The sequence below is a fragment of the Lysinibacillus sp. RC46 genome (assembly GCF_041262385.1).
GTDB lineage: Bacteria > Bacillota > Bacilli > Bacillales_A > Planococcaceae > Lysinibacillus.
In genome coordinates this window covers 95,645-116,504 of record NZ_JBGCCF010000016.1, presented here as the reverse complement: position 1 = coordinate 116,504, position 20,860 = coordinate 95,645, and the positions used below count along the sequence as shown (strand labels likewise).

Here is a 20,860-nt window from a genome sequence, read left to right as displayed (position 1 = left end):
ATCTCCCCCTTCTTATTCTTGTAAGAATTATAGCCAAGGTAAATCAATTTTCTATATAATTAGTATCAAGATTTTATCAAGAAACATCATCCTTCTATACAACAACTAGGTATACTTTATACTCACTTTCACTGTTTTGAAAAAATAACAATCAAAAAAAAACGAAGGAAGCGATTTCCTTCATTTTTATGTTTTCTGATTATTTTATTCAATGATATTTTTAGGAATCTTTATAACAATCTTTGCCCCTTTTTCCACATCATTTGCGGCTTGGATTGTTCCACTATGCTTCTGAATAATAACTTGTGCAATAGTTAAACCTAATCCCATTCTTTGTCCATCGCTAAACTTTTCTTCATCTCCTTTATATAAAGGTTTAAATATGTGCTCAAGATCCTTTTCTGCAAAGCCCTTTCCATTATCTAAAATAATCGTTTCTATAAAACTATCCTTTTCTCTAATGAATATTTCTATTTTCTCTGTCGGTGGACTATGGCGAATACAATTGATAAGCACATTTTCAAATGCTCTTTTTAGCAATAGATAATCACCAGTAATGGGGAGACTCGTTCGATTAATTACTTCTAGCGTAAGTTTTTTCTCTGAAAGTTTAAAAAACAACATCTGCTTTAAATCGTGTAGTAGATCATTAACTTGAAATACTGTTATTTCTTCGAGTTTAATTTGTCCTTCAATATTTGAATAATTAGCCAAAGACGTGACCAATTCATTCAGATGATTTGCTTGTTTCATGCTCATTTCTAAATATTGCGTTTTCTTTTGTTCGTTTTTAAAAAGTCCCTTTTTTAATCCTTCCAAATAACCTCGCAATGAAAAAATAGGCGTCCTTAAATCATGAACAATGGAAGACACAAAGAGTTTTCTTTCATCTTCTAATCTTTCGTTATTCTCTTTCGACAATTTGAGATTTTTAGCCATTTCAATAAAGGCATGAGTGGTATAGTTCATTTCTTTAATGTTGGAACTTGGTAAATCTATGCTATATGTTCCATTCGATATAAGCTGGGAAGATTTATTAATAGCACGCAATGGCTTCATTAAATTTACTTGCAGAAATAATATATAGAGTATCGAGACTAAAGAAAATGCACCAATGTAAAAGACAAAATCGTAGTTCGTACTTTTAAGTTGTTCTTCTGCAGGTATCGGAGGAGGGCTAATATATACCGTTGCAATGAACGAATTATCAGCTGAATAAACATTATAATGAGCTGTATATAAATAAGATTGAACTAGATATAAATTAGATTTTTCATCGAGATTTTCTGAAAGGGCTTGATCACCTTCAGGGAGTAGAGTATTTTCAGGTTCCTTCATTCTTTCAGTGTAGAGCAACTCATCATCTGCAAAAATAATGAGCAGATCAAGATTATCTTCTTCGGCTTTCTTTCTTAATTGACTTTTCCATTCTTCCTTATCAAACTGTGTCTTATCAGTATTCACTATATTATTCTGCACCCATGAGTCCAAATCGAATCTTTGACTCTCTTTGGATGAAAAAACATTCGTTAGTTGTGAAGCAGTTTTCGCTAAAAGGATTGGCGTGAAAACAATAGCGATAAGGCTCAACGCAATAAACGCCTTAAAACTAATCTTTGGCATTTTTTATCCTCTCATTCCTTTATGCAACTGGTAACCAACGGATCTAATTGTTTTTATCTCGGGAACTGTATCGAAAGGAGCTAGCTTTTCTCTTAATTTTGCAACATGGACTCGCACACTGTGAAACCCAGTTACATCGTCATTCCATATTCTATCTATAATTTGCTCATACGTTAGCACAATCCCCTCATTTTCCATAAAATAATATAATAAATCAAACTCAATTGTCGTTAGCTCTACTGCTTGTTGTCCTACCCTCACTGACCTCGTGTCTAGGTTTAATTCAAGTTGATTGATAGATAAAACCCTCTGCACATCTATAGCTTTCCGAGAATGTATAGCTATTCTTCTTTCAACTGCCTTGACCCTTGCCACGATTTCACTTGGACTTGCCGTTTTGACAATATAATCATCAGCTCCAAGCATGAGACCTCTAATTTTATCTGCATCGGTTTGATGATTGGCACTTAAAAATAAAATAGGAACCTCTGAATCTTTTCGAATTCTCTTGCAAAGGGTAAAGCCATCAGTTCCAGGCAGCATAATGTCTAAAATAATACAATCTATTGTCATTTGACGTAACAGTGTTTCTACCTCTTCAGCATTTTTAGCACCATAAACTTCGTAATTTTCCATTTCTAGAAAATCAGTCATTAATTGAATAATTTCTATATGGTCATCAACAATTAAAATATTTCTAAAAGGCAATTTAACCACCTCTTTAATTAAATTTCTATAGCTTATTTTACCATTTTTAACTATCTTCATACTATTCTACTATATAATTCATTAAAGAGCATGCTTTACAATTCAAACAAACCACTTCTATTTATTTTTTAAGAAAGAAATTATGTCATAGAAAGTACAAGCTGTTCCAAAAAGATCTATTACTTTTATAGTACTAGATTGTTCTATTTCAAGAAAAGTTTATTTATAAAATGTTAAAAGTCTTGATTTTTTAAATGATACTTCTGCCCCCGAAACGTCTTATCGTCTGCTACACGCTCTCGTAACATGTTCACAAATTATGTAGAACACGGCAACAACGAAAATGTATTGTATATTCTGCGTAGCCATAGCCACTCAGACCTTCCATTCCTGCCCTTTATGTTCGGCAGCACCATTCAGTTACCAAAGCCAACAAGGAGGCTTCTAGCGATATCCTAGACGTTTGTATGTGGTAGAAACGTCATAACCTGTCAAGTTTAGTTGCAATTGGTATTACTAGGTATCCACCAATAGCTAGCTCATGCTGACTAAAAAAGACAAATAAGAAACTAGACCTTTGCATTCGTCTAGTCCCTTTGCCACACAATCCAACATAAAACGGACTATTTCATTATCGAAATTAGTCATAAAAAAAAACACCTCCATGAATGGGAATTCCCATAAATGAATGTGTTTCATAGTTTAATTCAATTATTATGATCTCAGTAATTAGTGGGTATAAATTCAATGAATTCTCTCTAAATAAGTCCTGTAATCTTTTGTGGCTCTAACCTTAACTCGCCATCATATCGATGCGAATCTTGTCTGCGATCATGGCGATGAATTCGCTATTTGTCGGTTTCGATTTTAAATGATGCACCGTATAACCAAACATCGACGAAATTGATTCATAATTGCCACGGTTCCACGCGACTTCAATGGCATGACGAATCGCACGTTCAACTCGTGATGGCGTTGTATTGAATTTTTTAGCAATTTCTGGATATAAAATTTTCGTCACAGAGCCCAATAACTCGATATCTTCGAACACCATCTGGATAGCTTCTCGCAAATAAGAGTAACCTTTAATATGAGCTGGAACGCCGATTTCTTTAATAATGGCTGTAATCGTGCTATCTAATTGATGTTGATTTAATTTTTGAGGTGCAGCTGGTTGTAAAACACTTGTCTTTTTAGGGAGTGTAGCCTTCTGCCCAGCACAATGTAAGATCTTTTGAACCAATTGATCAAATTCAAATGGCTTTAGCATGAAATAGGATGCACCTAAGTCTACAGCTTGTTTCATCACATCTTCTTGGCCAAAAGCAGTTAACATTATAACTTGAATTGATGACATTCGTTCATTTTGATACATCGACTCTAAAACAGCTAACCCATCAAGATGCGGCATGATTATATCTAGAAGCAAAATATCTGGTGCGAATTCTTCTAGCATTTGTAAACAAACTTTCCCGTTTGAAGCAGTTGCAATTATTTCAATTTCAGGATGCCCTTGAAAATACTGCTCCATCGTTTTTAATAACTCACGATTATCATCTGCAATCGCTACTTTAACCTTTGTCATTTAAATTCCTCCTTTTGAACTGTGCTTTGAAATACCCCAAAGCGTCACCTATCCCCTAATGCAATTTTTGCACACTTTGGAATTTTCGACATTTTCGTTTTAAAAACCTTTTCAATTTCCAAAAATGAGTATGTAGTCCGATACTTTCTTTTTATATCGACAAGTTATGATAAATACCTGCAAAGCTTCGAATGCTTATATCATTTATTTTAGAGAAAAAACGGAGATAAAACTACAGTTTTTTTTTAGTATCGCAAATCGCTTCATAAATAAACGAAATACTTGATGAACAAGATATTTTCATGAAGAATGGAGCTACCTTTTTGGCAGCTCCTTCTTTTAAGATGATTTTTTTAACATTTCTGCTACTGTAAGCGCTGCTCCCTTTTTTGGCTCCTCCACAAACATATGTGTAACCGCACCTACAAAACGACCGTCTTGAATGATAGGACTGCCACTCATCCCCTGCAAAATACCACCGGTTTTTTCAATGAGCTTTTTGTCAGTTACTATGAATTCAAGGCGTTCATTTTCAACCTTGGTAATTTCTATTGAAAAAGTTTCCACCTTACTGCCCTCAATCGCAGTATAGATTTCAGCCTTCCCTGTTTTTATATCCTTTTCATGCATAATTTCAATTGCTTTAGGCAAACTTTGTTGATAACCGTCTTCCCAACGGCCAAAAATTCCATAAACTGTATTTTTATCTATACTCCCTAATCGATTATGATGTTTTTCAATGGAGGATATTTTATAGCCAGGTTGACCGGGTATGCTTTTACGAATTTGTTGAATCGAAGCTAAAAAAATGGAGCCAGCATGAAAAATAGGGGCTTCTTGTAACGTTGAATCAACGATTTGGTGGCCTAATGCACCGTAATTTTTTGTCTCTGGATCAATGTATGTCAATGTTCCTACTCCATCTGTTTCATCTTTTAGAAAGGAAATAACATGTTCTGCTTCTTGCTCCTGTAAATCAAGTGTCATTTCTTTTCCTTCACTTTTTATCGTCCATTTCTGTTGTCCTTGCCGAGCAACAGCTTTTTTGGCATCTACAAGCGTTTTTACTGTAATATCATTTATTTTTTCAATTACAGCGCCTCCTTTCATCCACTGATTGGAAGCTAACAGTACATCATGTGCTACAAATACATGTGATAGCTGAAGTTGAATACCAATTGCTTCGCCCATCGGAATAAGCTTTTTTGCGGCAAAAGCCTTTACGGGCATGAATAATAAAACGATGAGCATAGGCAAAATGACAAATTGACGCCAACGACGATACATACGACACCTCCTTTTTATTTTTGTCTTTTTACTATGTGTTTTTGTGGCGTTCTTATAAGCGGTAAATATTTGCGCAAAAAGAAAAAACCCAGAAACAACGAGCTGTTTCTGGATTCTTTTGCTATCTCATTTGTTTTTTTCGTGCATTAGCCATGTTTAAGAGCTCTGTTGCATGCTGCAAAGTTAAATCTGTAATTTCCGCTCCAGACATCATGCGACTGATTTCTTCAATACGAGCATTCGTATCTATTTCCAGTAATGACGTAAATGTTCGATCATGCTCGACTTCTTTTTTAATAAAATAGTGATGATCGGCCATCGCAGCCACTTGCGGTAAATGCGAAATACATAAAACTTGAGAATTAACGGATATTGCAGCAATTTTTTCTGCAATTGCTTGTGCTACACGACCACTTACACCTGTATCTACCTCATCAAAAATAATAGATGTTATGCCATTAGAGGAGGAGAAAATCGTCTTTAACGCAAGCATCATACGCGATAATTCTCCACCAGAAGCAATTTTCGGTAAAGATTTTGGCGGTTCACCGACATTCGTAGAAATATAAAAAATTACTTGGTCTTTACCATTTGCATCAAAGTAAGGCAATTCATCAAAATTAACAATGAATTTTGCTTTTTCCATATGTAATTCACGTAGTTCGGCCATAATAGCTTCACTTAAATTATGTGCAGCGTCCTTTCGAACAGTAGAAAGTTCTGCAGCAAGTTCAGTTAATACTGCTTCCATTTCCAATACTTTTCGTTCTTTTACTTGTAAAATTTCGTCTCGATTTAAAAGCTCATTTAACTCTGTTTTAATTTTATCGTAATACGCTAAAATTTCTTCAACTGTTGAACCATATTTGCGCTTCAAATTTTGTATTAAGGCTAAACGTTGCTCAACTTCATTTAATCGAGCCGGATCAAATTCTAATTCATCCAATACATTTTTGACCTGGTAAGCAGCATCCTGTAATGCATAAAATGCAGTCGTGACAGATTCTGATGCTTCTTTAAATTGCTCGTCAACTGTCGCAGCATCTTCTAATGCACCCATTGCATTGCCAATCCAGTCAAGGCCTTTTGAATCACCTTGAATAGCTTCATATGCGGCACTCGAGCGTTCGAAAATCTTATTGAAATTCATTAAACGGCGACGTTCATCCAGCAACTCATCTTCCTCGCCAAGTTTTAAGTTGGCATCCTCTAGCTCTTTCATTTGGAATTGGTACAAATCAATACGTTGCGCCATTAACTGTTCGTCAATCGAAATCGAAGCTAATTCTTTTTTAAGTGAACGATATTCATCGTATTGAGAACTGTACAAATCTTGAATAGGTGTTAGTTGTTCCTCAGCAAAATGATCAAGTAAATAGATATGCTGTTTCTCATCCATAAGCTCTTGATTTTCATGCTGACCATGAATATCGATAAGACTAGCCCCAATATCACGTAGTACAGATAATGGCACAAGTTTACCGTTTACTCGACAAACACTTTTTCCAGAATCATTTAAATCACGGCGTAGAATAATGGTATCTTCTTCTATTTCTATGCCCGCCTCTTCAAGTTTCTTATAAACAGGATGCCCAGAACTTGAAATTTGAAATAAACCACCTAATTCAGCCTTTTTAGCTCCATGACGAATAAATTCGGAATTCCCTCGGCCGCCAGCAAGTAAATGCACGGCATCGATAATAATTGATTTTCCTGCACCCGTTTCACCTGTTAAAACTGTTAAACCATCTAAAAAACTAACTGTTAAATCCTCAATGATGGCAAAGTTTCGAATACTAAGCTCTCTTAACACAAATTGTCACCTCTGTATCAAATTACCCTGCTATTTTATAGCATTTCTAATAAGCGATTTTTTGTATTTTCACGCTCATCTTCGTTACGACAAATAATTAAAATAGTATCGTCTCCAGAAATAGTACCTAAAATTTCAGGCCAATCTAAATGGTCAAGTAGTGATGCAATAGCATTGGCATTACCAGGAAGAGCCTTCATTACTAAAAAGTGTGATGCACCATCAATGCTGACAAAAGCATCAGCTAATGCACGATGTAATTTTTGTATAGGATTGAAACGTTGGTCTGCGGGCAAGCTATATTTATAGCGTCCATCCTGTAAAGGTACTTTCACAAGATGAAGCTCTTTAATATCACGTGATACTGTTGCTTGTGTCACATTATAGCCTGCATCCTTTAAAAAATCGACTAAATCATCTTGTGTTTCAATTTCATGATTGGCAATAATATCCCGAATTCGTATATGCCTCTGTCCTTTATTCATGTCGGTCACCTCTTATAAATAGTTGAATATTTGTATATTTACACTACCATTTTAAACATAAAAGCACAAGAAAAAACACGGCTCTATAAGAGAGCACGTGTTATTTTAGTGCACTATGCGCTTCTTCAACGAGTGCATTAAAAGCTGTATATGCAGGAATTTCTTCATTACCTACAGGATTCACTAAATGGAATAAAAATTCAATATTTCCTTCGCCTCCTGTAATTGGCGAAAACGAAGCATCCTTAACGACAAAGCCAACCTCTGTCGCCATTGCAGCAGTTTTTTCTAAAACTTCTAAATGTACTTTTTTATCACGAACAATGCCTTTTTTACCGACATTCTCTTTCCCAGCTTCAAACTGAGGCTTCACTAGTGCCATTACATCGCCACCTGGCATTAACACTGTTTTTAAGACAGGTAAAATAAGCGATAATGAAATAAAGCTAACGTCAATTGTTGCAAATTCTGGTAAGCCCTCTGTTAAATCTGCCGCTGTCGTATAACGGAAATTTGTTTTTTCCATTACAGTTACACGTTCATCAGAACGGATCTTCCATGCTAGTTGGTTAGAACCAACATCTAATGCATAGCAATGTCTTGCACCATTCTGTAATGCGCAATCTGTAAAACCTCCTGTAGAGGAGCCAATATCAAGCATTAGCTTCCCCTCTACAGACATATCAAAAATTTGTAGCGCTTTTTCAAGTTTCAAGCCGCCACGACTAACATATTTTAAATCAGAGCCTTTTACTTGTAGTGGTGCATCTATAGCAATTTTTTCCCCCGCCTTATCGATGCGAGTTTCATTAGAAAAAACAAGCCCTGCCATAATAGAGCGCTTTGCTTTTTCTCGCGTTTCGCATAGTCCACGCTCTACAAGTAAAATGTCTACACGTTCTTTTGGTTGTTTTGTCATTATTTATTCAAACCTACTTGCTGTTTTTGTTGAAGTAACACATGCAGACGTGCCACTGTATCCTCAGCCGTCATATGAATTTCAGCGAGAAGCTGATCTACATTACCATGCTCAATAAAATGATCAGGGATTCCCATACGATCGATTATTGCACTTAAATAGCCATGGTCATGGGCAAATTCTAATACACCACTACCAAAACCACCTTTTAGGACTGCCTCTTCAATCGTCAATATTGGCTTACGGCTTGTTAATATACGGTGAAGCATATCCTCATCCATCGGTTTAATGAAACGGGCATTGACTACCTCTATCTCTACACCTTGCTGCGCTAAAATATTGGCTGCTTCCATTGCCATTGGAATGGTCGTACCAAAGGTTAAAATCGTTGCATCCTTACCTTCACGTAATACTTCCCAGCTACCAATTGGTAACCTCATAAGCTCATCATCCAACGGAACACCTATACCATTACCTCGAGGATAACGTAATGCAATTGGACCGCCATCATAGTCTATGGCTGTTTTCACCATATGCTGACCTTCATTTTCATCTTTTGGCATCATAATTGTCATATTTGGTATATGACGAAGGAATGCAATATCAAATACGCCTTGATGTGTTTCACCGTCTGCGCCAACTAAGCCTGCACGGTCAATCCCTAGAAAGACATTTAGATTTGGACGTGCAATATCATGTAGCACTTGGTCATAGGCACGTTGAAGGAATGTTGAGTAAATGGCTAAAAACGGCTTCATGTTTTGTGTCGCTAAACCTGCCGCCATCGTTGCTGCATGTTGTTCAGCAATCCCTACATCAAAGAAACGTTCTGGGAAATCTTTTTGGATCCCTTGTAATTTTGAACCCACTGGCATTGCAGGAGTAATAGTGACAACGCGTTTATCCTCATGAGAAATTTTGCGGACTGTCTCAGCAATCAAGCTACTCCAAGCTGGACCTTTCGTCTCAGACTTTACAAAGGCACCGTTTTCAATTTTATAAGGTCCTGTCCCATGCCAATTACCAATTGTATCATCTTCAGCAGGTTTATAACCTTTGCCTTTTTTCGTAATGACATGAACGAGCACTGGGCCTTTTACTTTTTTAGCTTGTGATAAAGTTGTCTCAAGAGCATCAAAATCATGTCCATCAATCGGACCAAGATATTTAAAGCCAAGCTCCTCAAAGAACACACCTGATACTACTAAATATTTTAAGCTATCCTTTACGCGCTCAGCCGTTGTAGCAAGCTTACCACCTAGCACTGGAATTTTATTAATGAGCGATTCCAATTCTTCTTTGGCTTTTGAATATTCTTTGGCTGTACGAAGACGTCCTAGTACATTGTGTAACGCTCCGACGTTTGGAGCGATTGACATTTCATTATCGTTTAAAATGACAATCATATTTGTTTTAGCATGGCCGATATGGTTTAATGCCTCAAGAGCCATACCACCAGTTAAAGCTCCATCTCCAATAATTGGTATCACGAAATTCTTATCTTTTTTGATATCTCGTGCTGCTGCCATACCCATAGCTCCTGACAAAGATGTCGAGCTATGACCTGTCTCCCACTCATCATGTTCACTCTCCACACGCTTCGGAAAACCACAAAGCCCATTGAACTGACGTAATGTATCAAATTGATTTGCACGACCTGTCAAAATTTTATGCACGTAAGCTTGGTGGCCAACATCCCATAAAAACTTATCTTTTGGACTGTCAAACATTTTATGGAGCATAATCGTTAGCTCCACAACACCTAGGTTCGGTCCAATATGACCACCCGTGACAGAACATTTTTCGATTAAGAAGGTACGAATTTCTTCTGCAAGTCGCTCAAGACCCTTCTTATCTAAGCTTTTTAAAAAGGCTGGACTAGTTATCTTATTTAAATCCACCTTTCTCACACACCTTTTCAATAAATTATTCACCGTAATCGTGTTTCCACTATTATAACAGTGTTATTAATATGCTAAAAGTACGAACACTTTATTGTTTGCACATTGGCAAACGCCCTCACCTATTTTAGCATATTATATGCCTTTAACGCCTCGTTTTTCCCCTAGTTTTTACGATGTACAATATAGGCTGCAAACTCACGTAATAAGTTGGCGTCTACTTCCAATTTATCTAGTGCGTTAATGGCATGCTGATAATGCTCAGCAAGCTTTTCTTTTGCCCCATCTAAAGATAATAGAGCCGGGTATGTGCTTTTATCACTTGCTACATCTTTACCTGCAGTTTTACCTAGTTCTTCTGTAGTACCCTCAATATCTAAAATATCATCTTGAATTTGGAAGGCAAGACCGATATGATGCGCATATTCCTTTAAAGTTTCGCGTTCTTCTTGCGTTACATCAGCTAATACTGCTCCCGCTTCAATACTAAATCGTAATAGAGCGCCCGTTTTATTAATATGGACATGCTCAAGCTCAGCTATGTTGAGCTGACGCTTCTCACCTTCCATATCGAGTACTTGACCCCCAACCATACCTTCTGCACCAGCTGCTTTACTTAACAGATTGACTAGTTCAATGCGTTTTTCAGCTGATACATCCATGCGTGCCAATATGCCAAACGCAAGTGTATTCAATGCATCGCCTGCAAGTGTCGCTAATGCCTCACCATAAACTTTATGATTTGTTGGCTTACCTCTACGGAAATCATCATTATCCATACTTGGTAAATCATCATGGATTAACGAATACGTATGGATGATTTCAATGACTGATCCTACAGTTAATCCATTCTTTAAATTTGTATTGTATAGTTCAAGAACAGCCAATACGAAAAGAGGGCGAATACGTTTACCTCCAGCTTTTAATGAATAAAGCATTGATTCCTTTAAATTGGCTGGTGCATCAATTTTCTCGACTAGTGCAAACATTTCAGCTTCAACTTGTGGTATGTTGCTTTCAATAAAATGTTTTAATTGCTCGTTCATTTCTTAGTTCTCTCCCTTTAGTGGATCAAATGCCGTAGTCTCACCTGTCTCTTGGACAATAGAAATTAACTGCTCCTCAGCATGTTGCAGCTTGCCATGGCAAAATTGTGATAGCTCCATACCTTGTTTATATAAATCAATCGCGTTTTCTAGAGGCACATCACCTTGCTCTAACTGACGGACAATTTCCTCAAGTGCCGTCATTGCATCTGCGAAAGTTTGTTGTTTCTCTGCCACAATTATTCCCCCTCATTTTTCGGCAAGATCTTTACCACATCAGCAATAACCTTTCCATCATGGAAGGAAAGTGTTAATTGATCCTGTGGCTTTACATCAACTGATGATTTTAACATTTGATTATCTTTATAAGCTACCGTGAAGCCCCTTGTTAAAATGGCAAGTGGATTCAATGCTTCTAAAGTTCTGACAGTTGCCTCAAATTGTTGTTTTTGTTTCGTTACATAATGAGTTGCAGCACGAGTTAATTGTTGGACGTGAGTTTCTAGCTCTCGTTGATGGAAAGCTAATGCCTTTTTTGGCGAGTGCTGCTCTACCGCACTATGTAATTGTTGAAACTTTGCTTTTTTCTTCATTAAATCGACCTGCATTGCTTTTTGTAATCCCGATTCAAGTTGTGCTAGCCTTTCCGTAAATGGTCGATATAGGCGTTCTGGCATTGACAACGGATAAGATTGTTGGAGCTTATTTAGACGCTGACGTTCTGCCATAAGTTGCGCTCTCACGATTTGATGCAGTTGTGATTTTTGTGTAAGCACCCGTTGATATAAATCTTGTTGATCAGGTACAGCCATTTCAGCCGCTGCCGTTGGTGTCGGAGCGCGCAAATCAGCTACATAATCCGCGATAGTCGTATCGGTTTCATGACCTACTGCACTAATAATCGGGATACGACTTCCAAAAATCGCTCGTGCAACAGCTTCCTCATTAAATGCCCATAAATCCTCAATCGATCCACCGCCACGCCCAACAATCAGTACATCGCAACTCGCATCGATATTTGCTCGCTCAATATTTTGAACAATATTTGGCGCTGCTTGTGCTCCCTGTACAAGGGTTGGATAAATAAAAACTTCAGCAAGTGGATAGCGTCTTTTTAATGTTGTACAGATATCTCGAATGGCAGCACCTGTTGTTGACGTTAAAACACCAATTTTTTCTGGAAACCTCGGAATTGGTTGTTTCCACTCAGCTTTAAAAAGTCCTTCTTGTTGTAACTGCTCTTTCAGCTGGTTAAAGGCAACAAACAGGCTACCTATTCCATCTGGTTGCATTTCCTGTACATATAATTGATATGTACCGTAGCCTTCATAAACGTTTACATCTCCACGGATAAATACTTGCATACCTTCCTTTGGTTCAAACGCTAATTTTGTGGCTGCAGTTTTAAACATGGTAGCCGCAATTCGTGCTCCATCATCCTTTAATGTAAAGTAAATATGTCCTGATTGATGAATCTTGACATTGGATAGCTCTCCCTTTACATAGACTTCACGTAAATGCGGATCAGCATCAAATTTCCGTTTAATATATTTTGTTAATGCTTTTACAGTTAAATAAGAAGCAGATGACATTTTCCCGGCTCCTTTACTAAAATCAAGTTTTTCACAAAACTACACCTATCATAACATTTTTTATTGCGCTTGACGTGCCAAAATGCAGTTTCGTTAGAAAAAACGACTGTCTTTCATAGTATTGAAAACCTTACTATAACATTTCTATAGTATTGTTACCTGAATAAAGCTTCTTTAAAATGATATTGCTTATGCAAACGAATCGCATTTAAAAATTTCGATAATTCACTGAAATAAAATAAAGAATCACAAAGCTATGAGATTTTCATGTTATTTTTAACTAAGGGATATATTAAATAAAGTATGGCTTTCAATGCAAAGCGAGGGGTTGATTTCCGTTCCGACTGGGCGCTTTCCTGGGGGCGTCCAGCCTCCACTCCAATCAACCATTTCTCTTATATGTGTCTTTAGGTCGTTACTCTAATTTAGAACTCCTACCATTTCGTTTTTCAACATCAAGAAAACCTCACAACTAAATATAGTTATGAGGCTTTTTAAATTAATACCTATGTTTAAGAACTTTGTTGATATTTGATAAGAACGAACTCAGATGGAAGAAACGAGTCAAGGGGTTTATCATATTCGAATGTAAAAAGTTTTCATAGTCGTTTGAAAGCTGGATAAGTCGATTTAATGGCGTGGCGACGAAATACCTTGACCATTATTTAAGTTGCTTTCAATTTTTCACAAAATAACCGTAATGATGATACAACAGGTAGCAAGATCATTATTGAAAATTGCTTGTTCTCAACGATTGTTACCTATGATAAACTCAAGCTATCAAAATTTTCCATTTAGAAAAATAATCAGGGGGAAAGAGGATGAATACAACTGAATTACCAAAAGTCAATTTAAGAGAATTAACTCTTAATGATGTTGAAGACCGTTATCAATGGTGTCTTGATAAAGAAGTGATAAAACATTTAAATATGCCAGCGAAATATCCACCTTTTAGTAGGGAAGAAACTGAAGGTTGGATTAAAATGTGCATTACCAAAACAAATGGATATGAACAAAAAGCGATCATTACAGAAGAAGGAAAGCATATAGGTTGGATAGATTTGAAGAACATCGACACACTCAACAAACATGCAGAACTAGGGGTGGCAATAGGAGATAAAACCTATTGGGGTAAGGGCTATGGATTATCTGCAATGAAAGAAATGCTTTTGTGGGGCTTTAATGAATTAGACCTTAACAAGATTTGGCTTAGAGTAGAAGTTGACAATGCAAAAGCAATTAAGTCTTATAAGAGAATTGGGTATGTTGAAGAAGGTATACTAAGACAGGACCGACTAAGAAATGGTGAATTTATTGACCGTTTAAGAATGAGTATTCTGAAACACGAGTTCGTCAGTTAGCAAGAGCATAAATAGAGAAAGGGAACTCCAAAGATGTAGTTCCCTTCTAACAATATTCTTTAACATAGCTAAATTAATAAAATATTAATAAGAGAATACCTACAAGAAAGCAATAATATGTAAAGTAGCTAAGCTTGCCACTTTTCATGATTCCCATAAACCAACGCATTGCAAAATAAGTCATAAATAATGTCACAATAAATGTCGAAGCGTATGGAATTGCTAATACACCTTTATTTGGCTCATTTAAAAAATCTGAAATTCCAAGGACAACCCCACCAAGACTTACAGGAATATAAAGCATGAAGGAAAATCGCAAAGCAGTTTCCTGCTTCATACCAACTGCAACGGCTGAAATAATGGTCGCTCCTGAACGGCTAATGCCAGGTGTTAAAGCTACAGCTTGACCAAGACCTACGATAATGGCGTCTTTTGCAGTCAAATCCGCATCCTTTTTCGTACCACGCATATTACGGATTAGCCATAGGGCAATACCTGTCACAAATAGCATAAGTGCTATCGTAGTCATACTAACATTATCCGCAATAACATCCCTTAATAAAACACCTAAAACGCCTGCTGGAATAGAACCAATCACAATGAAAACGGCAAAACGGAAATCAGCTTTATAACGATTCTTTCCTGTTTTGAGATACAGGAAAAAGTTTGTAATGAGTCGGACAATATCCTCTCGATAAATATAGACAATAGCTAGTAAAGAAGCTGTGTTCGTTAAAATAGCAAAAGTAAAACCTTGCTCACCAAGACCAAGAATTTCGCTAGCAATCATAACATGTCCGCTCGATGATACAGGAATTGGCTCAGTAAATCCTTGTACAAGACCGATAATGATATGTTTGATTATAAGTATTAAATCTATGTTTTCCATAAAAACCTCCCTATTAAAATGTATGACCCAAACATTACATTAGACGTTGAAGGCAATGAAAAGTTCATAAAGAATACCTGAAAAGTAAAATAATGCAAAAAAAGCCACCTCAATAAAAAAATTGAGGTAGCTTTTTTGCAAACTAAAGAGTCATTCAATCATTCAAAATTATAACTTAACTGTATGTGCAAGCTTATTTTCTGCTGCTTGAACTGTGTTGAATAGAAGCATAGTAATTGTCATTGGTCCTACACCGCCTGGTACAGGTGTAATGTGAGAAGCAATACCATCGACCTCACTAAAGTTTACGTCACCGCAAAGCTTGTTATTTTCATCACGATTAATACCAACATCTATAACAACTGCTCCTTCTTTAACGTGTTCCTTCGTAATAAAGTTTGCACGTCCAACTGCCGCAATTAATATATCTGCTTGTTTAGTGAATGAAGGTAGATTCGGTGTTTTGGAATGCGTATATGTAACGGTTGCATCTTTTTGTAGTAGTAGTTGTCCCATTGGTTTACCCACGATATGACTACGCCCCACGATGACCGCGTGCTTTCCTGCTACTTCAATTCCTGAATATTCAAGAAGTTTCATTACGCCAAACGGTGTACAAGGCAAAAATGTTTCTTGGCCAAGCATCATTTTCCCAACGCTTACTGGTGAGAAGCCATCAACGTCTTTTTCCACAGCAATTGTGGCAATAACAATATCCTCATCAATATGTTTTGGGAGTGGTAATTGTACTAAAATACCATGAATATCTTCACGATTATTTAATAATTCGATTTGTGCTAATAATGAATCCTGTGTAGTTTCTTCTGGCAGTTTGATTAACTCAGAAAACATACCAATCGCTTCACAAGATTTTTGCTTATTTCTCACATATGTAGCCGAGGCTTGGTTGTCTCCTACTAAAACAACCGCTAAGCCTGGTGTTAATCCTTGCTCTTTTAAACGCGTTACTCGCTCTGCTACTGAATTACGAATTTCTTGACCAATTTCTTTACCATTAATAATTGCACTTGACATAGACCTTAGTTACTCCTTCCAATTCAACACATTTTATTGTTCTGTAAATTTAGAAAGTACGCCATTAACAAATTTCGACGAGCCATCGTCGCCAAATGTTTTGCATAACTCGATTGCTTCATTAAGTACTACTCTTTTTGGTGTTTCTGGCATGTATAAAATCTCGTATACAGCTAGACGTAAAACCGTTCTTTCAATTTTAGGTAAACGGGCAAGTGACCACTTTTCAAGATGCTGCTCTATAGTAGCATCGATTTCCTCTAAATGTTCAACTGTTCCAGTAACAATCTTTTCGTAGAAGACATTTGTTGGTTGTCCTTTAATATGACCCATTGCTTCTTCTACTGTTAGTTCAGTATTGTCTAGCTGAAACAAAACTTGCAACGCTTTTTCGCGTGCCTCATGTCGTTTCATGTAAAGCTCTCCTTCTTAAGTGGCATTAAGGTTTATAATAGCATAAATTCGTGAGAGAAACACGAATTCAAGCAAGTTTTAAATAATCTGATACCTTTTTCAAGCAACTTTTTGCTTATTTTAACACCCTGCAATTAACTTTTCTAAGAAATATATTGAAATTAAAAATCAACCTTTATTGTTTAAATACCAAGAATGTTATAATTAAGGAAATTAAACATCATTTTTCAGGTGTTCATTACGCATTATGAAGTTATATGTACAAGCCGTAAAAGAACGAACGCAAATCCCGCCTATTTTACTGCGATATTTGTAAATATAAAATTCATTTTGATGCGATATAAAACTTCTTTAGCTCTTACCAGTAAGGGCATTTTATGAATGAACGTAGAGAAATAAATATGCCTGCTCCATTGACATCGTATGAAAGAAATATATAACACTTTGTATAACCGCGAACGAATACTTCCACACTTATAAAAAGTTAAAACAAATCTTTTGACTCTATAGTTACTATAGGGTTTATTGTATTACTTGGAAATATTCTAGTAGACTTTGATTCATGTATCGTGAAAGATTGAAGGAGAACAATATGAATAAGCAACAACTTTTAACTTTAAGTATTTTATTATCGAATTTATTCATTGCCTTTTTAGGTATTGGTTTAGTTATACCTGTGCTACCAACACTTATGAATGAGCTGAAAATTTCAGGCTCTGTCGTTGGTTATATGGTGGCCGCATTTGCTATCACTCAACTTATCGTCTCGCCGATTTCTGGTAAAATGGTGGATAACATTGGCCGTAAAATTATGATCGTTGCGGGTCTTTTTATATTCGGTTTTTCAGAGCTATTATTCGGGCTTGGACGCACAGTTGAAATACTCTTTATCTCACGTATGTTAGGTGGTATCAGTGCTGCTTTCATCATGCCTGCGGTAACTGCATATATCGCTGACATTACAACCCTGTCACAACGTCCAAAGGCATTAGGTTACATGAGCGCAGCGATTAGTACTGGCTTTATTATCGGACCAGGTATCGGTGGATTTTTGGCCGAATTCGGAACGCGCTTACCGTTTTATGCTGCTGGTATACTCGGATTTTTAGCAGCGCTCTTGTCATTCTTTTTACTAAAAGAACCGACACGTGCTGCCGATGATGAACAGTCTGCACCATCAATTTTAGGCAGTATGAAGCGTATTTTTAGCCCACTATACCTTATTCCATTCGTGCTTATTTTCGTATTATCATTTGGTTTAGCTGCATTTGAATCGTTATTTAGCCTATTTGTGGATCATAAATTCGCATTTACACCTTCAGATATCGCGATTATTATTACGGGAAGTGGAGTAGTCGGGGCTCTTGCTCAGCTAGTTTTATTCGATTGGCTAACAAAGAAAATGGGCGAGATTAATCTTATCCGTTATTCACTCGTCCTATCTGCTGTTTTAACATTTGCTATGACATTTGTAAGCCACTATTTCGCAATATTATTTGTCACATTCTTTATTTTCGTCGGCTTCGATTTAATTCGTCCTGCCGTTACCTCTTATTTATCAAAAATAGCTGGTAATGAACAAGGGTTCGTTGGTGGCATGAACTCCATGTTTACAAGTCTTGGTAATATCTTCGGCCCTATTTTAGGTGGAGTATTGTTCGATATCAATTTGAACTACCCATATTACTTTGCGACAATTGTTTTAACACTCGGTGTTATCCTTGCTTTGTTCTGGAGAAAACCAAAGCATATTGAAATATAATAAAATAGCAATACTAATCACTGCTGATCAATTTCCATTAATAACGTAAAAAGAAGGATTGCCCTATAGGCAACCCTTCTTTTTATTCTTGTACGGCTACTTCTTCTTTTTCAAAGTGAATACCTGTAATGTGTACATTCACTTCTGCTGTTTCAAGTGCTGTCATATTATAAATCGCTTGGCGAATTTGAGTTTGTACTTCCTTCGCCACTTTCGGAATTGTATAGCCGTATTTTACAGAGCAAAATACATCAATGGCAATCTCACCAGTTTCAGTAACACCCGATTTAATGCCCTTATTGTGAACTTTTTTACCGAAGCGTTCTACTACGCCAGTAGCAATATTACCACGAGTGGCCGCGACCCCTTCTACCTCGTTCACTGCGATTCCAGCAACAACCTCGATTACTTCCGCTGCTACTTCAATTTTCCCAAGTTCTTCTTTTCCAGAAGGCGTTGGTTGTACGAAAGATTGTCCTACTTTCTCTGCCATACAAATATCATCCTTTCCCTTACACATCACAAACAAATGCTGTACTTACGCTTATTATACTATAAAAAGGGAGGTTTGGCTTCGTAAAGCAGATTTAATTTATATGAGACAGATTTATGTCTATATATTTAAAAAGTTGGGCGATAAAAATGAAAAGCGAAAACAACCGCTACCTCTCAATAAATTTTCCACTTCCCTCTTTGTAAAATAATCAAATTTAACTTACAGAAGATTGAATCCTCCTACTAGCCATTTTTCACTCGGAAACCTGACGTTGATTTTATCACCTACGACTTCTTATTCCGATAATCAACATCCCAAAATATTTCATTTTTTCCATTTTGATTTCAATAAACAATCATAATACACTATAATTCTCTTATATACGGATTTTCTGAATAATTAAGAAATATGTAGGAGAAGGAATTGAACAACATGGATATTTTTACGTTTATATTAGTATTAATTTTAGTTTTCACAGGTTTAGCAATAGAAAGAATTATGAAGGATATACGGGAACAAAATAAAGAAATTATTGAAATATTGAAGAAGAACAACCGAGATACAGAAGAAAATACAAGCAATTAAATTGAACATTTATTCTAAGTTTCTGCGTATGAAATTAACTCTAGAAAATTTAAATAAATTGCAGAGTCAATGTATTTTCACAAACAAAACCGCTTTTAAGCGAGATCGATAAATATAAAAAGTTGGGCGATAAATCCAAAATTTTAATCGTTAAATTCAAATAACCTCTCGATAAAAATTGAAAAGCGAAGAAATCTTCGTAGGTTTCTTCAGTATGGGGGAATTAGATTTGTTTATTGTCAATGTTGAAGGGGCTATAAGAAAAGATGATAAGTGGATAATTGTTGAAAGAAGTAAAAAAGAAGAACATGCGGGTGGATTACTTTCACTTGTTGGAGGAAAAGTAGATATTGAAGGAATTTCATCAAATATATTAGAAAAAACTTTAAAAAGAGAAGTTTTTGAAGAAATTGGTATTAAAATTAAAGAGAATTTAAAATATATACATAGCACTTCATTTGTAACAAATAAAGGTGAAAACGTTGTTGATATTATTTTCCTCTGTGAATATGAATCAGGTGATATTTTTGTTAAACAACCTGAAGAAGTAGAAAAAGTATTTTTATTAGCTACGGAAGAAATACTTAACAACCCTCAAGCTCCTAAATTTTTAAAAGAGTATATCAAATATGCTGAATTAGCACTGTTCTAAAGTAGGTGAAATAATGGGGAAATAAAAGTAGCAGTATAAAAAACATAATGTTTTCGAATTACTCTAAAGGGAGCAATTTTTTCCTTACGTTGTGCAATAATAGCTCCCTTTAATGAACTACCTAATCTACTTCTAAAGCGAAGGCGTAGAAAGCGTCGCCACGAGATAAATTCGCTTCCTTTTCATCCTTCCACCATACACCATATGAATAATAATAAACTCCACGTTGTGTTGGTGCGGTAAAACGATTGTCTTTCACCATTACTTCAGTTTCCTTTTTATCACTTATTAGGACAAGATTAAATTCATTTGGTTTTGGTTCGTATTCCATCACAAGAGTTATATTTTTACCAGATTTAACTTTTATAGGTTTTTTACCTTCTAATAGTTCAACTGGTCCAGCGGTATCAACGCATTTATTTGGCCAACAATAGGTACCGAGTGTAGTTTCAAATTTTTTATTATCAATTTCTATATAGACTTTTGGAGGCTTTCCTCCTGGCAATCCATTAGTATTTGAACACCCCATTAAGGTGAGTCCAAAAAGAGCTGCTAAATATAAAAAATATTTCTTCTTCATGCACATCCCCCTCAATATTTGGCGAACTCATTTATACTACGTTACAAAACAATTTTTATATTTTCTGATCCGTTTCATATTTTTTTGTTTTATCACATGGATATGTATCATTTCTTCGATATATGCA

The 20,860-nt window shown here is 36.1% G+C and carries 20 protein-coding genes and 1 pseudogene; 5 read left to right on the top strand and 16 right to left on the bottom strand.

The window, feature by feature from the left end:
* Positions 1–204: 204 nt before the first annotated feature.
* The 11 genes from ABH966_RS15635 to xseA all read right to left on the bottom strand — a co-directional run bounded on the left by ABH966_RS15635 (position 205) and on the right by xseA (position 12,959).
* Positions 205–1,623 (bottom strand): HAMP domain-containing sensor histidine kinase, encoded by a 1,419-nt coding sequence (locus ABH966_RS15635; RefSeq protein WP_370079889.1) that lies wholly within the window; start codon positions 1,621–1,623, stop codon positions 205–207.
* Positions 1,624–1,626: 3 nt separating this feature from the next.
* Positions 1,627–2,391 (bottom strand): response regulator transcription factor, encoded by a 765-nt coding sequence (locus tag ABH966_RS15630; RefSeq protein WP_370079887.1) that lies wholly within the window; start codon positions 2,389–2,391, stop codon positions 1,627–1,629.
* Between the two features lie 733 nt (positions 2,392–3,124).
* Entirely contained in the window at positions 3,125–3,916 is a 792-nt protein-coding gene (gene spo0A / locus ABH966_RS15625; RefSeq protein WP_370079885.1) for a sporulation transcription factor Spo0A, read from the bottom strand.
* 339 nt (positions 3,917–4,255) lie between these two features.
* Positions 4,256–5,203 carry a SpoIVB peptidase S55 domain-containing protein gene (locus ABH966_RS15620; RefSeq protein ID WP_370079883.1) on the bottom strand — a complete coding sequence of 316 codons (948 nt, stop codon included), beginning with the start codon at positions 5,201–5,203 and terminating at the stop codon, positions 4,256–4,258.
* Positions 5,204–5,324: 121 nt separating this feature from the next.
* The gene (gene recN, locus ABH966_RS15615) at positions 5,325–7,016 is read right to left on the bottom strand and encodes a DNA repair protein RecN (RefSeq protein WP_370079881.1); all 1,692 of its coding nucleotides are present in this window, start codon (positions 7,014–7,016) and stop codon (positions 5,325–5,327) included.
* A gap of 35 nt (positions 7,017–7,051) precedes the next feature.
* A complete protein-coding gene (ahrC, locus tag ABH966_RS15610) occupies positions 7,052–7,501 on the bottom strand; it encodes a transcriptional regulator AhrC/ArgR (protein ID WP_079561797.1) in 450 nt (149 codons plus the stop codon).
* Positions 7,502–7,601: 100 nt separating this feature from the next.
* The gene (locus ABH966_RS15605; protein WP_370079879.1) at positions 7,602–8,420 is read right to left on the bottom strand and encodes a TlyA family RNA methyltransferase; all 819 of its coding nucleotides are present in this window, start codon (positions 8,418–8,420) and stop codon (positions 7,602–7,604) included.
* A complete protein-coding gene (dxs, locus tag ABH966_RS15600) occupies positions 8,420–10,321 on the bottom strand; it encodes a 1-deoxy-D-xylulose-5-phosphate synthase (RefSeq protein ID WP_370079877.1) in 1,902 nt (633 codons plus the stop codon). The genes ABH966_RS15605 and dxs overlap by 1 nt, the downstream gene beginning before the upstream one ends.
* A 164-nt stretch (positions 10,322–10,485) precedes the next feature.
* Positions 10,486–11,367 (bottom strand): polyprenyl synthetase family protein, encoded by an 882-nt coding sequence (locus ABH966_RS15595; protein WP_370079875.1) that lies wholly within the window; start codon positions 11,365–11,367, stop codon positions 10,486–10,488.
* Positions 11,368–11,370: 3 nt separating this feature from the next.
* Positions 11,371–11,604 carry an exodeoxyribonuclease VII small subunit gene (xseB, locus tag ABH966_RS15590; RefSeq protein WP_370079873.1) on the bottom strand — a complete coding sequence of 78 codons (234 nt, stop codon included), beginning with the start codon at positions 11,602–11,604 and terminating at the stop codon, positions 11,371–11,373.
* 2 nt (positions 11,605–11,606) lie between these two features.
* Positions 11,607–12,959 (bottom strand): exodeoxyribonuclease VII large subunit, encoded by a 1,353-nt coding sequence (gene xseA / locus ABH966_RS15585; RefSeq protein ID WP_370079871.1) that lies wholly within the window; start codon positions 12,957–12,959, stop codon positions 11,607–11,609.
* Between the two features lie 565 nt (positions 12,960–13,524).
* Between xseA and ABH966_RS15580 the strand changes: the two are divergent.
* A pseudogene (locus ABH966_RS15580) lies at positions 13,525–13,642 on the top strand (IS1595 family transposase); the annotation flags it as partial.
* A 138-nt stretch (positions 13,643–13,780) separates the two neighbouring features.
* Positions 13,781–14,320 (top strand): GNAT family N-acetyltransferase, encoded by a 540-nt coding sequence (locus tag ABH966_RS15575; RefSeq protein WP_370079869.1) that lies wholly within the window; start codon positions 13,781–13,783, stop codon positions 14,318–14,320.
* Positions 14,321–14,393: 73 nt separating this feature from the next.
* Here the strand turns inward: ABH966_RS15575 and ABH966_RS15570 are convergent, their stop codons facing one another.
* The 3 genes from ABH966_RS15570 to nusB all read right to left on the bottom strand — a co-directional run bounded on the left by ABH966_RS15570 (position 14,394) and on the right by nusB (position 16,658).
* On the bottom strand, positions 14,394–15,209 hold the full coding sequence (locus tag ABH966_RS15570) for an undecaprenyl-diphosphate phosphatase (protein ID WP_370079867.1): 816 nt from the start codon (positions 15,207–15,209) through the stop codon (positions 14,394–14,396).
* 168 nt (positions 15,210–15,377) lie between these two features.
* Positions 15,378–16,244, bottom strand: a complete 867-nt coding sequence (gene folD, locus ABH966_RS15565) for a bifunctional methylenetetrahydrofolate dehydrogenase/methenyltetrahydrofolate cyclohydrolase FolD (protein WP_370079865.1) — start codon at positions 16,242–16,244, stop codon at positions 15,378–15,380.
* Between the two features lie 33 nt (positions 16,245–16,277).
* On the bottom strand, positions 16,278–16,658 hold the full coding sequence (gene nusB, locus ABH966_RS15560) for a transcription antitermination factor NusB (protein WP_142507174.1): 381 nt from the start codon (positions 16,656–16,658) through the stop codon (positions 16,278–16,280).
* A gap of 592 nt (positions 16,659–17,250) precedes the next feature.
* Here nusB and ABH966_RS15555 point away from each other — a divergent pair.
* On the top strand, positions 17,251–18,420 hold the full coding sequence (locus tag ABH966_RS15555; RefSeq protein ID WP_370079863.1) for an MFS transporter: 1,170 nt from the start codon (positions 17,251–17,253) through the stop codon (positions 18,418–18,420).
* 82 nt (positions 18,421–18,502) lie between these two features.
* Here the strand turns inward: ABH966_RS15555 and ABH966_RS15550 are convergent, their stop codons facing one another.
* Positions 18,503–18,913, bottom strand: coding sequence for an Asp23/Gls24 family envelope stress response protein (locus ABH966_RS15550; protein ID WP_132356667.1), 411 nt, complete (start codon positions 18,911–18,913; stop codon positions 18,503–18,505).
* A gap of 426 nt (positions 18,914–19,339) precedes the next feature.
* On the opposite strand from ABH966_RS15550, the gene ABH966_RS15545 reads away from it, so the two are divergent.
* Positions 19,340–19,501 (top strand): hypothetical protein, encoded by a 162-nt coding sequence (locus ABH966_RS15545; protein ID WP_370079917.1) that lies wholly within the window; start codon positions 19,340–19,342, stop codon positions 19,499–19,501.
* Positions 19,502–19,730: 229 nt separating this feature from the next.
* Complete coding sequence (locus ABH966_RS15540; RefSeq protein WP_370079913.1) at positions 19,731–20,153, top strand: NUDIX hydrolase; 423 nt, start codon at positions 19,731–19,733, stop codon at positions 20,151–20,153.
* Positions 20,154–20,274: 121 nt separating this feature from the next.
* Here ABH966_RS15540 and ABH966_RS15535 read toward each other — a convergent pair whose 3' ends face one another.
* The gene (locus tag ABH966_RS15535) at positions 20,275–20,733 is read right to left on the bottom strand and encodes a hypothetical protein (RefSeq protein WP_370079861.1); all 459 of its coding nucleotides are present in this window, start codon (positions 20,731–20,733) and stop codon (positions 20,275–20,277) included.
* Positions 20,734–20,860 lie beyond the last annotated feature (127 nt).